The organism is Pseudomonas sp. TYF_14 (assembly GCF_043105275.1).
GTDB lineage: Bacteria > Pseudomonadota > Gammaproteobacteria > Pseudomonadales > Pseudomonadaceae > Aquipseudomonas > Aquipseudomonas alloputida.
Genome location: NZ_JBICLK010000086.1, coordinates 24184 through 38900 on the forward strand (window position 1 = coordinate 24184; position 14717 = coordinate 38900).

A 14717-nucleotide genomic window follows, 5' to 3' on the forward strand; every position below is an offset into this window, starting at 1 on the left:
CTCATGCTTTCAGTCCTGCATGCAGATCCTGCAAGCGACGAACGGTCTTTTCGGGACCGAATTTCAGCGCTTCGCAGATGGCTTCACCAGCCGCAATGGTAGTGGTGCAGTAAATCTTGTGCTGCAGCGCATTGCGACGAATCGAGTAGGAGTCGGCGATCGACTGACGACCTTCGGTGGTGTTGATGATCAGCGACACTTCGTCGTTCTTGATCATGTCGACCACGTGAGGGCGACCTTCGGTCACTTTGTTCACACGGCGCACTTTCAGGCCAGCCGCCTCGATAACCTTGGCGGTGCCGGCAGTGGCAACCACTTCGAAGCCCAGGGCGATCAGGTCGCGGGCAACGCCGGCCACTTGTGGCTTGTCGTCGTCGCGCACGCTGATGAACGCGGTACCGCCAGTCGGCAGCACTTCGCTGGCACCCATCTGGGCTTTGGCGAAGGCTTCACCGAAGCTGTCACCGACACCCATGACTTCACCGGTCGATTTCATCTCAGGGCCGAGGATCGGGTCAACCCCTGGGAACTTGGCGAACGGGAAGACGGCTTCCTTCACGCTGTAGAAGTTCGGGATGATTTCCTGGGTGAAGCCCAGCTCTTTCAGGGTTTTACCCGCCATGACACGGGCTGCGATCATCGCCAGGGACGTGCCGATGCACTTGGACACGAACGGTACGGTACGCGAGGCACGCGGGTTGACTTCGATCACGTAGATCTTGTCGCCCTGCAGGGCCAGCTGCACGTTCATCAGGCCGACTACACCCAGCTCCAGCGCCATTTTCTTGACCTGAACGCGGACTTCGTCCTGCACTTCCTTGCTCAGCGAGTAAGGTGGCAGCGAGCACGCCGAGTCGCCGGAGTGTACGCCGGCCTGCTCGATGTGCTGCATGATCGCGCCGATGACCACGTCGGTGCCGTCGCACACCGCATCCACGTCCATCTCGATGGCGCAGTTGAGGAAGTGGTCGAGCAGTACCGGGCTGTCGTTCGACACTTGTACCGCTTCACGCAGGTAGCGCTTGAGCTCGTCCAGCTCGTAGACGATCTCCATGGCACGGCCGCCCAGTACGTAGGACGGACGCACGACCAGCGGGTAGCCGATGCTGCCCGCAGCACGGATGGCTTCTTCTTCGCTGCGCACGGTGGCGTTTGGCGGCTGCAGCAGGCTCAGGCGCTGAACCATCTGCTGGAAGCGCTCGCGGTCTTCGGCGCGGTCGATGGCGTCAGGGCTGGTACCGATGATCGGCACGCCAGCCTCTTCCAGAGCGCGGGCCAGCTTCAGCGGGGTCTGGCCGCCGTAGTGAACGATCACGCCCTTCGGCTTCTCGACGCGGCAGACTTCCAGCACGTCTTCCAGGGTCAGCGGCTCGAAGTACAGGCGGTCGGAAGTGTCGTAGTCGGTGGAGACGGTTTCCGGGTTGCAGTTGACCATGATGGTCTCGTAACCGTCTTCACGCAGCGCCAGGGCGGCGTGTACGCAGCAGTAGTCGAACTCGATACCTTGGCCGATACGGTTCGGGCCGCCACCCAGGATCATGATCTTGTCGCGGGTCGACGGGTTGGCCTCGCACTCTTCCTCGTAGGTGGAGTACAGGTAGGCGGTGTCGGTGGCGAACTCGGCGGCGCAGGTGTCGACGCGCTTGTACACCGGGAACACTTCCAGCTTGTGGCGGTGGCGACGCAGGTTCTTGTCGGTGATACCCAGCAGTACTGCCAGGCGCTGGTCCGAGAAGCCCTTGCGCTTGAGGCGCAGCATGTAGTCCTTGTCGATTGCCGACAGGGCCAGGGTCTTGACCTTCTCTTCTTCCTTGATCAGGTCTTCCATCTGCACCAGGAACCACATGTCGATGCCGGTCAGATTGAAGATTTCTTCGCAGGTCATGCCCGAACGCATGGCGTCAGCCACGTACCAGATACGCTCGGCACCCGGCACGGTCAGTTCGCGCTTGAGGATGCTGGCGGCTTCCGGGCTGGCCAGGTCGACTTTCGGGTCGAGGCCGCAGGCGCCGACTTCCAGGCCGCGCAGGGCTTTCTGCAGGGATTCCTGGAAAGTACGGCCGATGGCCATGACTTCACCCACGGATTTCATCTGGGTGGTCAGGCGGGCGTCGGCTTTCGGGAATTTCTCGAAGGCGAAGCGTGGCAGCTTGGTGACGACGTAGTCGATCGAAGGTTCGAAGGACGCTGGGGTGCGACCGCCAGTGATGTCGTTCTGCAGCTCGTCGAGGGTGTAACCAATGGCCAGCTTGGCGGCGATCTTGGCGATCGGGAAGCCGGTGGCCTTGGAGGCCAGGGCGGACGAACGCGACACGCGCGGGTTCATCTCGATGACAACCATGCGGCCGGTGTTCGGGCAAATGCCGAACTGGACGTTGGAACCGCCGGTTTCCACACCGATTTCACGCAGCACCGCCAGCGAGGCGTTGCGCATGATCTGGTATTCCTTGTCGGTCAGGGTCTGTGCCGGGGCAACAGTGATCGAGTCACCGGTGTGCACACCCATCGGGTCGAAGTTCTCGATCGAGCAGACGATGATGCAGTTGTCCTTCTTGTCGCGGACCACCTCCATCTCGTATTCCTTCCAGCCGATCAGCGATTCGTCGATCAGCAGCTCTTTGGTCGGCGACAGGTCCAGACCACGGGTGCAGATTTCTTCGAACTCTTCACGGTTGTAAGCGATACCGCCGCCGGTGCCGCCCATGGTGAACGACGGGCGAATGATGCATGGGAAGCCGAGCTTCTCGAGGACCGCATTGGCCTCTTCCATGCTGTGGGCGATACCGGAGCGCGGGCACTCCAGGCCGATGTCCTTCATGGCCTTGTCGAAGCGCGAACGGTCTTCGGCCTTGTCGATGGTGTCAGCGTTGGCACCGATCATCTCCACGCCGAACTTTTCCAGAACGCCGTGGCGCTCCAGGTCCAGGGCGCAGTTCAGGGCGGTCTGGCCACCCATGGTCGGCAGGACGGCGTCCGGGCGCTCTTTCTCGATGATCTTGGCCACCGATTGCCACTTGATCGGCTCGATGTAGGTGGCGTCAGCCATGGCCGGGTCGGTCATGATGGTGGCTGGGTTGGAGTTCACCAGGATGACGCGGAAACCTTCCTCGCGCAGGGCTTTACAGGCCTGGGCGCCGGAGTAGTCGAATTCGCAGGCCTGGCCGATCACGATCGGGCCAGCGCCGAGAATCAGGATGCTTTTGATGTCTGTACGTTTTGGCATGGTGGTCACTCAAATCCGGGGTCAGTCGGCAAGCCGCTTTGAACAATCTGGGTCAGGCGCTGCCGGGCGCGGCAGGTGCCGGCCCGGGGCCTTGAAGCAGGATGCTCAGCGGCGCTTGGCCATGGCATCGGTGAAACGATCGAACAGAGGCGCGACGTCGGTCGGGCCCGGGCTCGCTTCAGGGTGGCCCTGGAAGCTGAACGCGCTCTTGTCGGTACGCTCGATACCCTGCAGGGTGCCGTCGAACAGCGACTTGTGAATGGCGCGAACGTTGCCCGGCAGGGTCGCCTCGTCAACGGCGAAACCGTGGTTCTGGCTGGTGATCATGACCACACCAGTATCCAGGTCCTGGACCGGGTGGTTGGCACCGTGGTGGCCGTGGCCCATTTTCACGGTCTTGGCGCCGGACGCCAGGGCCAGCAGCTGGTGGCCGAGGCAGATGCCGAATACCGGGATCTCGGTTTCGAGGATTTCCTTGATCGCCTGGATCGCGTAGTCGCACGGCTCAGGGTCACCAGGGCCGTTGGACAGGAACACGCCGTCCGGGTTGAGTGCCAGTACTTCGCTGGCCGGGGTCTGGGCTGGTACCACGGTCACGCGGCAGCCGCGGGCCACCAGCATGCGCAGGATGTTCAGCTTGACGCCATAGTCGAAGGCAACCACGTGGTACGGCAGGTCGGCAGCGTCGATGGTCGGGTGGCTGTCGGTTTTCAGCTCCCACACGCTGGAGCGCCACTCGTAACGTTCCTTGGTGGAGACGACCTTGGCCAGGTCCATGCCCTTCAGGCCCGGGAAGCCGCGGGCAGCAGCGATGGCAGCTTCTTCGCTGATGTTGTCACCCGCCAGAATGCAGCCGTTCTGGGCGCCCTTTTCACGCAGGATACGGGTCAGGCGACGGGTGTCGATGCCGGCGATGGCGACGACGTTGTTGGCCTTGAGGTACTCAGGCAGCGACTGGGTGTTACGCCAGTTGCTGGCCAGCAGCGGCAGGTCACGGATGACCAGGCCAGCGGACCAGACGCGGCTCGACTCGGCGTCTTCCGGGGTAGTACCGGTGTTGCCGATGTGCGGGTAGGTCAGGGTAACGATTTGCTGCGCGTAGGAAGGGTCTGTAAGGATTTCCTGGTAGCCGGTCATAGCGGTGTTGAATACCACCTCACCAACGGTCTGACCGTCGGCACCGATGGCTTCACCGCGGAAAATACTGCCGTCGGCAAGGGCGAGTATGGCTGGCTTTGTCAAGAAGACCTCCCGTAAATCAAGCATGAAAGGGCGATCGCAGGTTGCAAAAAAGCGGAGTGACGTATGGACACGTCACCCCGCTTTCATGTGCTGAATTCAATTCGCTGCGCGCTTTTAGTGGACACACTAAAGCTGTAGCTTACAGAAAAGTGTGTTTTCGGTCTACCGCGGATGTGTCTCTAAAACACATCAATGCGACAGACTGACATCTGTGTTGGCTTCTACGCGGGCTGGTGCGCTTTCACAGGGATCGCACCAGCCCAAGAGCAACGCCGCACCTGTGGGAGCGGGCAAGCCCGCGAAGAAGCCCACACCACACTCACGGCTTAACGCAGCTCAAGCACATCCTGCATGTCGTACAGCCCCGGCTCACGCCCGTCCAGCCACAGCGCCGCACGCACGGCACCCTTGGCGAAGGTCATGCGGCTGGAGGCCTTGTGGGTGATTTCCAGGCGCTCGCCTTCAGCAGCGAACAACACGGTGTGATCGCCCACCACATCGCCGGCACGCACGGTGGCGAAACCGATGGTTTTGCGATCACGCGCGCCGGTTTGCCCTTCACGGCCATACACGGCCACTTCCTGCAGATCACGGCCCAGCGCATTGGCAACCACTTCACCCATGCGCAGTGCAGTACCCGACGGCGCATCGACCTTGTGCCGGTGGTGCGCCTCGATGATTTCGATATCGACATCATCGCCCAGCACCCGCGCAGCCATATCCAGCAGCTTGAGGCTAAGGTTGACACCCACGCTGAAGTTGGCGGCGAACACGATTGGAATATCCTTGCCAGCCTCGGCCAACAGCTGCTTCTCTTCGACTGTAAAACCGGTCGTGCCGATGATCATCGCCTTGCCGTGCTTGCGGCAGAACGCGAGGTTCTTCAGGGTCACCGAGGGGTGAGTGAAGTCGATCAGTACATCGAACTCGTCGGCAACCTTGGCCAGGTCGTCGGACAACAGCACGCCAATTCGGCCAAGTGCCGCCAGCTCTCCGGCATCAGCCCCGACCAACGAGCTGTCAGGGCGATCGATCGCCGCAGTCAGCCCCGCGCCCGGGGTTTGTTGCACGGCTTCGATGAGGGTTTTGCCCATCCGCCCCGCCGCGCCCATCACTGCAATACGTCGCATAACCTGTTCCTTGTCAGAGATCGCCGAAGAAGCGCTTCACACCATCGAACCAGCCGCTGGCCTTGGGCGAGTGGGAACTGTCACCTTCCAGCGAATCACGCAGCTCTTCGAGCAGCTCGCGCTGACGGCGACTGAGATTGACCGGGGTTTCTACGGCCACACGGCACAGCAGGTCACCCGCACCACCACCACGCACCGGGGCAACACCCTTGCCACGCAGACGGAACTGCTTGCCGGTCTGGGTGCCTTCCGGAATCTTCAGCTTCACGCGACCATCCAGGGTCGGCACTTCCAGCTCGCCACCCAGGGCAGCATCGGTGTAGCTGATCGGTACCTCACAGTACAAATGCTTGCCATCGCGCTGGAAAATCTCGTGCTCACGCACGCTGATCACCACGTACAGGTCGCCAGTCGGGCCACCATGAGTACCGGCCTCGCCCTCACCCGACAGACGGATGCGGTCGCCGGTATCGACACCTGCCGGCACCTTGACCGACAGCGTCTTGTATTCCTCGACACGCCCTTCACCATGGCACGAAGTGCACGGGTCGGTAATGATCTTGCCTTGGCCATGGCAGCGCGGGCAGGTTTGCTGCACCGAGAAGAAGCCTTGCTGCATGCGCACCTGGCCGATGCCGCCACAGGTCGGGCAGGTCGACGGGGTCGAACCCTTCTTGGCACCGGAACCGTCGCAAGGCTTGCAGTTGACCAGGGTGGGCACGCGGATACTGACCGTGGTGCCACGCACCGCTTCTTCCAGGTTCAGCTCCAGGGTGTAGCGCAGGTCGCTGCCGCGCTGGGCACCGCCTCGACCGCCACCGCGACCACCGCCGCCGAAGAAGTCGCTGAACACATCGCCGAAGATGTCGGAGAAATTGGCACCACCAAAGCCGGCACCACCGCCACCCATGCTTGGGTCGACACCCGCATGGCCATACTGGTCGAAGGCCGCACGCTTGCTCGCGTCTGACAGCACTTCGTAGGCCTCGTTGGCCTCCTTGAACTTGTCTTCCGATTCTTTATCGCCCGGGTTGCGGTCCGGGTGATATTTCATCGCCAAACGGCGGTAAGCCTTCTTGAGGTCCGCTTCAGTGGCGCCGCGCTCGACACCCAGGACCTCATAATAATCACGCTTGGACATAGGTCATTTGCACCTTGTTGGGCGTGTGGCATCTGCGCCACGCCATCAGCACCCGCCTGCTACCCATTAAGAGCCACTGACAGATGCTGTAAAAATTCTCGAATTCCAGATACGCCAACGCGGGAGCAAGCCCCCGCGCGGCGACATCCTACCAGCTCACCGGCAAACGACGGGGAACTGGCCGACAACATGCAGGGATTACTGCTTGTTGTTGTCTTTCACTTCTTCGAACTCGGCGTCAACCACGTCATCGTGCTTGGCTTCCGGCTCGGCCTGCTGCGCGCCACCCTGAGGCTGTTCAGCCGACTGCTCGGCGTACATCTTCTGGGCAACCGGGGCAGAGACCTTGGACAGCTCTTCAACCTTGGCGTCGATGGCAGCCTTGTCGTCGCCTTTGACAGCGGCTTCCAGGGCAACAACGGCGGCCTCGATGGCGGTTTTCTCTTCAGCGGTAACCTTGTCACCTGCGTCAGCGACCATCTTGCGGGTCGAGTGTACCAGCGCGTCACCCTGGTTACGGGCAGCAGCCAGCTCTTCGAACTTGCGGTCTTCCTCGGCGTTGGCCTCGGCGTCACGCACCATACGCTCGATCTCTTCGTCCGACAGGCCGGAGTTGGCCTTGATCACGATCGACTGAGTCTTGCCGGTGGCCTTGTCTTTCGCACCTACGTGCAGGATGCCGTTGGCGTCGATGTCGAAGGTCACTTCGATTTGCGGCACGCCGCGCGGTGCTGGCGGAATGTCAGCCAGGTCGAACTTGCCCAGCGACTTGTTCTGCGCAGCCTGCTTACGCTCACCTTGCAGCACGTGAATGGTCACGGCGCTCTGGTTGTCGTCGGCAGTCGAGAACACCTGCGACTTCTTGGTCGGGATGGTGGTGTTCTTCTCGATCAGCGCGGTCATCACGCCGCCCATGGTTTCGATACCCAGGGTCAGCGGGCTGACGTCCAGCAGCAGGACGTCTTTCACGTCACCGGCCAGTACCGCACCCTGGATGGCAGCACCCATGGCAACGGCTTCGTCCGGGTTGACGTCCTTGCGCGCTTCTTTACCGAAGAAGTCGGCCACTTCTTTCTGCACCAGCGGCATGCGGGTCTGACCACCGACCAGGATCACGTCGTCGATCTTGCTGGCGTCGATGCCGGCGTCTTTCAGGGCGATGCGGCAAGGCTCGATGGTACGCTTGACCAGGTCTTCGACCAGCGACTCCAGCTTGGCGCGGGAGATCTTCACGTTCAGGTGCTTAGGACCGGTGGCATCTGCAGTGATGTACGGCAGGTTGACGTCGGTCGACTGAGCGGACGACAGCTCGATCTTGGCTTTTTCTGCGGCTTCTTTCAGACGCTGCAGGGCCAGAGGATCGTTCTTCAGGTCCATGCCCGACTCTTTCTTGAACTCGTCGACAAGGTAGTCGATCAGGCGCATGTCGAAGTCTTCGCCACCCAGGAAGGTGTCGCCGTTGGTAGCCAGTACTTCGAACTGGTGCTCACCGTCGACTTCGGCGATTTCGATGACCGAAACGTCGAAGGTACCACCACCCAGGTCATAAACGATGACGGTGTGGTCGCCCTTGGCCTTGTCCATGCCGTAAGCCAGTGCAGCGGCAGTCGGCTCGTTGATGATGCGTTTTACGTCCAGGCCAGCGATGCGGCCGGCGTCTTTGGTCGCCTGACGCTGGCTGTCGTTGAAGTAGGCCGGAACGGTGATGACCGCTTCGGTGACTGGCTCGCCGAGGTAGTCTTCGGCGGTCTTCTTCATTTTCTTCAGGACTTCGGCACTGATCTGCGGCGGAGCCATTTCCTTGCCAGCAGCCTCGACCCACGCGTCACCGTTGTTCGCCTTGACGATCTTGTACGGCACCAGCTTGATGTCTTTCTGCACGACATCTTCTTCGAAGCGGCGGCCAATCAGGCGCTTCACTGCGAACAGGGTGTTGTGCGGGTTGGTGACTGCCTGGCGCTTGGCCGACTGGCCAACCAGGATTTCGCCATCGTTGGCGTAGGCCACGATCGAAGGGGTAGTACGCGCACCTTCGGCGTTTTCGATGACTTTGACGTTACCGTTTTCCAGAATGGAGACGCACGAGTTGGTGGTCCCCAGGTCGATACCGATGATTTTACCCATGTTAACTCTCCCGAAACTTGAATTTGGTAGCAGCGACTACTTTGGCCAACTGCGGTAATACTTGAAGGCTTGACACCTAGATGGGGATGCCCCGAAGGATTTCAAGCCTTTTCATTGATCGAGGGTTGCGCCGCGCTCGGCGCCTTGCTGACCACCACCATGGCGGGGCGCAGCAGGCGGCCGTTCAGCAGGTAACCCTTCTGGAACACGTTCAACACGCTGTTTGGCTCGACCTCGGCGTTTTCCTGCATGGCCATGGCCTGGTGGTGCTCAGGGTTGAACGGCTGGCCGTGCGGGTCGACGGCTTCAAGGTTGTAGCGCTTGAGGGTGTCCTGGAACATCTTCAGGGTCAGCTCGACACCTTCGCGGATCTGCTTGACGTGCTCATCGTCGGCACTGGAGTGAGCCAGGGCCAGTTCCAGGCTGTCGATCACCGGCAGCAAGTCGCTGGAGAACTTCTCCAGGGCGAACTTGTGGGCTTTCTCCACATCCTGCTCGGCACGACGACGTACGTTCTGCAGGTCGGCTACGGCGCGCAGCGCCTGGTCCTTGGCTGCGGCCAGCTGTTCCTCGAGCTCCAGAACACGGGTATCAGCTGCATTGCCTGCACCGGTTTCTTCCACGTTAAGGTCTTTCTCGTTCAGCTGCTCATCAGCCATGGGGTCTCTCCTGCGCAATTTTGTGGACTGCGAGCCAGGCTCGCCTTGGATGTCGGCTATATGGGGCCGGAAAAACCAGGTTCAAGGGGCAAGGTGGTTTTCAAGGCTGCAACATAATCTGCGAAGGGGCATTGGCAGGCCTGAAAAAAGTACTGTATAAATAACCAGACCTGATTTCCGGGAGCCGACCCCATGCTGGTGCACCTGTCCATTCACAACTACGCCATCGTCGAGCACCTCGACCTCGAAATCGCCCGCGGCATGTCCGTCATCACCGGCGAGACCGGTGCCGGCAAATCGATCATGCTCGACGCCCTCGGCCTTGCCCTGGGCGACCGTGCCGACAGCGGGGTGGTGCGCCCCGGCACCGACAAGGCGGACATCCTGGCCACCTTCGACCTGGTGGACATTCCCGAAGCCCACACCTGGCTGGCCGAGCGCGACCTGGACAACGAAGGCCTGTGCATCCTGCGCCGGGTGATCACCGCCGAAGGCCGCAGCCGCGGCTACATCAACGGCACGCCCTGCCCGCTCGGCGACCTCAAGGCGCTGGGCGAACTGCTGATCGATATCCACAGCCAGCACGAGCACCAGTCCCTGCTCAAGACCGACACCCACCGCCGCCTGCTTGACGAGTATGCCGGCGCCGTCGACCTGGCCCGCCAGGTACAGCTTGCAGCCAAGCGCTGGAACCAGACCCGCCTGGAGCTGGAGCGCCTCTCCAACTCGGGCGACGAGCAGCGCGCCCGCCACCAGTTGCTCAGTTACCAGCTGGAAGAACTGGACAACCTCGGCCTGGGCGAGCACGAACTGGAGCAGCTGGAACAGGAACACAAGAACCTGACCAGCGCCGAAGCCCTGTTCGGCATCTGCCGCCAGGTCATCGACCAGTGCAGCGAAAGCGATTCGGGCAATGTGCTCAGCGCCCTCACCTCCAGCCTCAACCGCCTGGGTGCCGCCACCAATTCGCCCAAAGCGCTGAGCGAAGCGGCCAACCTGATCGCCAGCGCGCAGATTCAGGTCGAGGAAGCCGTGGGCGAACTCAACCGCTTCCTCGACAACTTCGACGCCGACCCGATGCGCCTGCAAGCCCTGGAAGAGCGCCTGGACACCATCTACACCCTGGCACGCAAACACCGGGTGCACCCCACCGAACTGCCCCACCTGCAACAGCAACTGATGGAGGAGCTGGAAGGCCTTAACGCCAGTGACGAGTCGATCGAGCGGCTGGGCGAAGAGCTTGCCGCCTACGCCCAGCACTATAAAGAGAAGGCGCGCGAACTCAGCGGCCTGCGCCAGCAAGCGGCGCAGCAGCTGGCAGGCGCGGTGGAGCAGGAAATCCAGCGCCTGGGCATGCCTGGAGGGCGCTTCTGCATCGAACTGACAGCGAACGAAGGCACCGAACTGTCACCCCATGGCCTGGAGCAGATCGAACTGCTGGTCAGTGCCAACCCTGGCCAGCCGCTCAAGGCCCTGGCGAAGGTGGCGTCGGGTGGCGAACTGTCGCGTATCAGCCTGGCGATCCAGGTCATTACCGCGCAGACCTCGCGCATTCCCACCCTGGTGTTCGACGAAGTCGACGTGGGTATTGGCGGGCCAACGGCAGAAATCGTCGGCCAACTGCTGCGGCGCCTGGGCGAACGCGGCCAGGTACTGACCGTGACCCACCTGCCGCAGGTGGCGGCGCAGGGGCATCACCATCTGTTCGTGCACAAGGTGCGCAACAGCGACACCACCCACACCGCCGTGGCTAGCCTTGGCAAGCGTGAGCGCGTGGAAGAAGTGGCGCGGATGCTCGGCGGTATCGACCTGACCAAGGAATCTTTGGCGCATGCGCGCAAGATGGTGGTGAGCGGCAAGGCCTGAGCCTTGCTTTTCCAGGACGATTCGCGGGCACGGACAACACATCTTTCAGCTTCAGAAAGCACAAAGGCGACCCGAAGGTCGCCTTTGCTATCCATAACGAAAAATCGTTACTTCTTCTTACGCACGTACAGGACCAGATTGTGGTCCACCAGCTCGAAGCCATGCTCGGCTACGATTTCGCGCTGGCGCTTCTCGATTTCGGCATCCATGAATTCGATGACTTCACTGGTATCCACGTTCACCATGTGGTCGTGGTGACCGCCATCGGCCAGCTCGAACACTGCATGACCGCCGTCGAAGTTGTGGCGAACCACCAGACCCGCCGCCTCGAACTGGGTCAGCACGCGATAGACGGTGGCCAGGCCTACATCCTCGCCAGCCTCCATCAGCGCCTTGTAGACATCCTCTGCACTCATGTGACGCTGCTCGGTAGAGTCGAGCATCTGAAGGATCTTGACTCGAGGCAGGGTCACCTTGAGACCGGCTTTGCGCAATTCGCTATTTTCAACCATGGTCAGCTTTCTCGCCGATGCTGCTTCGCAGCTTCTCTTAATACGGGTATGATCGGGGTTTACGTTGTCCAGCCAAGATAGTGGAAGTCGCCCACCGATGCAAAACACCAAGCTCTTGCTAACCAGCCTCACCCTAGTGGGACTGCTCGCACTCGCCGGTTGCTCGTTTCCCGGGGTTTACAAAATCGACATCCAGCAGGGCAATGTCGTCACGCAAGACATGATAGACCAATTACGCCCGGGAATGACCCGCCGGCAAGTAAGGTTTATCATGGGCAACCCGCTGATTCAGGACACCTTCAACACCAATCGTTGGGATTACCTGTACAGCCTGCAGCCTGGTGGCGGTAAACGTCAGCAAGAACGCATGAGTGTATTTTTCAACGAAAGCGATCAACTGGTCAGCCTGTCTGGCGACTTCATGCCAGGCGTCAGTCGCGATCAGGAAATCCTCGGCGGCAGCAGCGATACCACCGTCAGCCCGGCTACCGAGCCAGGCCAGACCGAACAGCCGGCAGCGCAACCTGAAGAAAAACCGGCCAAGCCTGGTTCGACCGAAGAGTCCATCCAGCGCGAGATCGACACCATCGAGACCACCCCGGTCCCGACCCCGGCACCGCTGGAAACCCGCTAAGCGGGAACAGCAGATGCAAAAAGCCCGGACCTGGTCCGGGCTTTTTGTTTGTGCCTTATCCGTCAGGCATTCAATTGCTTGGCACGCTGACAGAACGCATCGACCAGTGTGTTGGCCGCCTGATTGAACAGCGGGCCCAACGTGGCGCGCACAATCGGCCCAGCGTAATCGAAGGACAGGTCCAGGCTGATCTTGCAGGCTTTTTCACCCAGCGGCTTGAACACCCAAACACCATGCAGCTGGGTGAATGGCCCTTCTTCGAGGTTCATCTCGATGGACTGCCCCGGCACCAGCACGTTACGCGTCACGAAGTGCTGGCTCATGCCCCCCTTGGCCACTTCGAGCTTGGCACGCATGTGTGTATCGCTGGTTTCGATCACCGTCGAGGCCGAGCACCACGGCAAAAACTCAGGGTAGCTGGCCACATCGTTGACCAGATCGTAAAGCGCCTGGGCGGGGTATGGCAGCAGGGCGGAGCGTTGAATATGGGTAGTCATCCAGGCGTCACTTCCAAGGCTGGGTGGCGGCGCTTCGCAGCGTGCCGAAAACAGGTTCTGTGCGTATGACAGGGTTTGTATTGTCCGGTATTCATTCCAGTGGCTCAAGCACACCGAAATCCCATAGCGGACGACGCGCGGACTTGCCTATAATGCCGCCCCTATGGCTAAGCAAAAAAAACATCCGACCGGGACCATCGCGCAAAACAAGAAAGCGCGACACGATTACTTCATCGAACACAAGTTCGAGGCCGGGCTGGTCCTGTCCGGCTGGGAAGTAAAAAGCCTGCGAGCCGGCAAGGCGCACCTGACTGACAGCTACGTGCTGCTCAAGGACGGTGAGGCCTGGCTGTTCGGCAGCCACATCACCCCGCTGACCACGGCCAGCACCCACGTCATCGCCGACCCCACACGCACCCGCAAGCTGCTGCTGAACAAGCGCGAGCTCGAGCGCGTGGAGGCGGCCGTGGCGCAAAAAGGCTACACCTGTGTGGCTTTGGCGCTGTACTGGAGCAAGCACCTGATCAAGTGCGAAATCGCACTGGGCAAGGGCAAGAAGGAATTCGACAAGCGCGACACCATGCGCGAACGCGATTCCAACCGCGAGCTGCAGCGGGCTGTGCGGAACAAGGGCAAGGAAGAGTAACTACTCTTCAACCTGTTCCGGCCTCTTCGCGGGCAAGCCCGCCCCCACAGGAATGGCACCAGATTCAAGCCCGGCGCCTATCCTGTGGGAGCGGGCTTGCCCGCGAAGAGGCCGGTACTGCCCATAAAAGCCTCAGCGCCCGCTGCGCCGCTCTGCCCGTGCCACCCGCTGCGCTTCTTCGTGCGCCTCATGCAGCACCTCCTGCACATACAAAATGTGCCGGCTGGACACCTCCCGCGCATCCTCCGCCCTGCCCTCGACAATCGCCAGGTACAGTTCCCGGTGCTGGCTGATCAGCATGTCCCGGGTTTCGGTGCGCTGCTGGTACATGCCGCCGATGTTGGTCACCACGTTACGCTTGAGCAGGTCGAACAAACCCCGGATGGTGTGCAGCAACACCGCGTTATGACTGGCCTCGGCGATCGCCAGGTGGAAGCGCGCATCAGCCGCGCCCTCCTCCGCACGGGTCACCTCATCGACCCTGGCATAGCAATCCTGTAGCGCATCGAAGGCCGCCTTCAACCGTGCCCGGTCCGGCTCGGTGGCACGCTGGGCAGCGTAATAGGCGCAGGACGCCTCCAAGGTATGGCGGAACTCGAGCAGGTCACGCTGCGCTTCGGCACTGTGCTCGAGCAACTGCAGCAACGGGTCGCTGAAGGTGGACCCCAACGACTCCGCCACAAAATTGCCCCCGCCCTGACGGCTGACCAGCAGCCCCTTGGCCACCAGCTTCTGGATCGCCTCACGCAGTGACGGGCGGGACACACCAAACTGCTCGGCCAGGACGCGCTCGGCCGGCAGCCGCTGCCCCGAGGTCAGCGTGCCTTCCAGAATCATCCCTTCCAGCCGATCGACAATGTCGTCGGACAGGCGCCGTTGGCGTACCTGATCAAAAACCATCACATGCTCTCCACAAACCCCCGGCAAATTTCAGGGGGTGCCTATTCTCGCCGATCCAGGCCACGCAAACACCCATCAAGCCGCGATTTTCCGAGCACATCAGACGCCCGCTCATCGGCACGCGACCAAAGTTTTGCACGGGA

At 61.3% G+C, this 14717-nt stretch carries 12 protein-coding genes; 3 read left to right on the forward strand and 9 right to left on the reverse strand.

The features are described 5' to 3' along the window. Position 1 precedes the first annotated feature (1 nt). The 6 genes from carB to grpE all read right to left on the reverse strand — a co-directional run bounded on the left by carB (position 2) and on the right by grpE (position 9519). Complete coding sequence (gene carB, locus ACF8O8_RS22865) at positions 2-3223, reverse strand: carbamoyl-phosphate synthase large subunit (RefSeq protein WP_010955363.1); 3222 nt, start codon at positions 3221-3223, stop codon at positions 2-4. Between the two features lie 105 nt (positions 3224-3328). Beyond that, complete coding sequence (carA, locus tag ACF8O8_RS22870) at positions 3329-4465, reverse strand: glutamine-hydrolyzing carbamoyl-phosphate synthase small subunit (RefSeq protein ID WP_010955364.1); 1137 nt, start codon at positions 4463-4465, stop codon at positions 3329-3331. Positions 4466-4791: 326 nt separating this feature from the next. Continuing rightward, positions 4792-5595, reverse strand: coding sequence for a 4-hydroxy-tetrahydrodipicolinate reductase (gene dapB, locus ACF8O8_RS22875; protein ID WP_003249933.1), 804 nt, complete (start codon positions 5593-5595; stop codon positions 4792-4794). A 13-nt stretch (positions 5596-5608) separates the two neighbouring features. Next, positions 5609-6736, reverse strand: coding sequence for a molecular chaperone DnaJ (gene dnaJ / locus ACF8O8_RS22880; RefSeq protein WP_020193785.1), 1128 nt, complete (start codon positions 6734-6736; stop codon positions 5609-5611). A 198-nt stretch (positions 6737-6934) separates the two neighbouring features. After that, the gene (gene dnaK / locus ACF8O8_RS22885; RefSeq protein WP_010955366.1) at positions 6935-8860 is read right to left on the reverse strand and encodes a molecular chaperone DnaK; all 1926 of its coding nucleotides are present in this window, start codon (positions 8858-8860) and stop codon (positions 6935-6937) included. Between the two features lie 101 nt (positions 8861-8961). Beyond that, entirely contained in the window at positions 8962-9519 is a 558-nt protein-coding gene (gene grpE / locus ACF8O8_RS22890; RefSeq protein WP_010955367.1) for a nucleotide exchange factor GrpE, read from the reverse strand. 192 nt (positions 9520-9711) lie between these two features. Between grpE and recN the strand changes: the two genes are divergently transcribed. Then, positions 9712-11385, forward strand: a complete 1674-nt coding sequence (recN, locus tag ACF8O8_RS22895) for a DNA repair protein RecN (RefSeq protein WP_392510531.1) — start codon at positions 9712-9714, stop codon at positions 11383-11385. Between the two features lie 107 nt (positions 11386-11492). Here the strand turns inward: recN and fur are convergent, their stop codons facing one another. Continuing rightward, entirely contained in the window at positions 11493-11897 is a 405-nt protein-coding gene (gene fur / locus ACF8O8_RS22900; RefSeq protein ID WP_003249922.1) for a ferric iron uptake transcriptional regulator, read from the reverse strand. Positions 11898-11994: 97 nt separating this feature from the next. On the opposite strand from fur, the gene ACF8O8_RS22905 reads away from it, so the two are divergent. Beyond that, the gene (locus ACF8O8_RS22905; protein WP_010955369.1) at positions 11995-12531 is read left to right on the forward strand and encodes an outer membrane protein assembly factor BamE; all 537 of its coding nucleotides are present in this window, start codon (positions 11995-11997) and stop codon (positions 12529-12531) included. Between the two features lie 62 nt (positions 12532-12593). Here the strand turns inward: ACF8O8_RS22905 and ACF8O8_RS22910 are convergent, their stop codons facing one another. Further along, entirely contained in the window at positions 12594-13028 is a 435-nt protein-coding gene (locus ACF8O8_RS22910) for a type II toxin-antitoxin system RatA family toxin (protein ID WP_003249916.1), read from the reverse strand. Positions 13029-13191: 163 nt separating this feature from the next. Here ACF8O8_RS22910 and smpB point away from each other — a divergent pair, with 163 nt between their 5' ends. Beyond that, positions 13192-13674: an SsrA-binding protein SmpB gene (gene smpB, locus ACF8O8_RS22915; protein ID WP_003249914.1), complete on the forward strand. Its 483-nt coding sequence runs from the start codon at positions 13192-13194 to the stop codon at positions 13672-13674. 132 nt (positions 13675-13806) lie between these two features. Here smpB and ACF8O8_RS22920 read toward each other — a convergent pair whose 3' ends face one another. Then, the gene (locus tag ACF8O8_RS22920) at positions 13807-14574 is read right to left on the reverse strand and encodes an FCD domain-containing protein (protein WP_010955371.1); all 768 of its coding nucleotides are present in this window, start codon (positions 14572-14574) and stop codon (positions 13807-13809) included. Positions 14575-14717 lie beyond the last annotated feature (143 nt).

Bases quoted from the DNA above. Each gene is read 5' to 3' on its own strand.
- carB (WP_010955363.1), bottom strand. From the start codon at position 3,223: ATGCCAAAACGTACAGACATCAAAAGCATCCTGATTCTCGGCGCTGGC.
- dapB (WP_003249933.1), bottom strand. From the start codon at position 5,595: ATGCGACGTATTGCAGTGATGGGCGCGGCGGGGCGGATGGGCAAAACC.
- dnaJ (WP_020193785.1), bottom strand. From the start codon at position 6,736: ATGTCCAAGCGTGATTATTATGAGGTCCTGGGTGTCGAGCGCGGCGCC.
- dnaK (WP_010955366.1), bottom strand. From the start codon at position 8,860: ATGGGTAAAATCATCGGTATCGACCTGGGGACCACCAACTCGTGCGTC.
- grpE (WP_010955367.1), bottom strand. From the start codon at position 9,519: ATGGCTGATGAGCAGCTGAACGAGAAAGACCTTAACGTGGAAGAAACC.
- recN (WP_392510531.1), top strand. From the start codon at position 9,712: ATGCTGGTGCACCTGTCCATTCACAACTACGCCATCGTCGAGCACCTC.
- fur (WP_003249922.1), bottom strand. From the start codon at position 11,897: ATGGTTGAAAATAGCGAATTGCGCAAAGCCGGTCTCAAGGTGACCCTG.
- ACF8O8_RS22905 (WP_010955369.1), top strand. From the start codon at position 11,995: ATGCAAAACACCAAGCTCTTGCTAACCAGCCTCACCCTAGTGGGACTG.
- ACF8O8_RS22910 (WP_003249916.1), bottom strand. From the start codon at position 13,028: ATGACTACCCATATTCAACGCTCCGCCCTGCTGCCATACCCCGCCCAG.
- smpB (WP_003249914.1), top strand. From the start codon at position 13,192: ATGGCTAAGCAAAAAAAACATCCGACCGGGACCATCGCGCAAAACAAG.
- ACF8O8_RS22920 (WP_010955371.1), bottom strand. From the start codon at position 14,574: ATGGTTTTTGATCAGGTACGCCAACGGCGCCTGTCCGACGACATTGTC.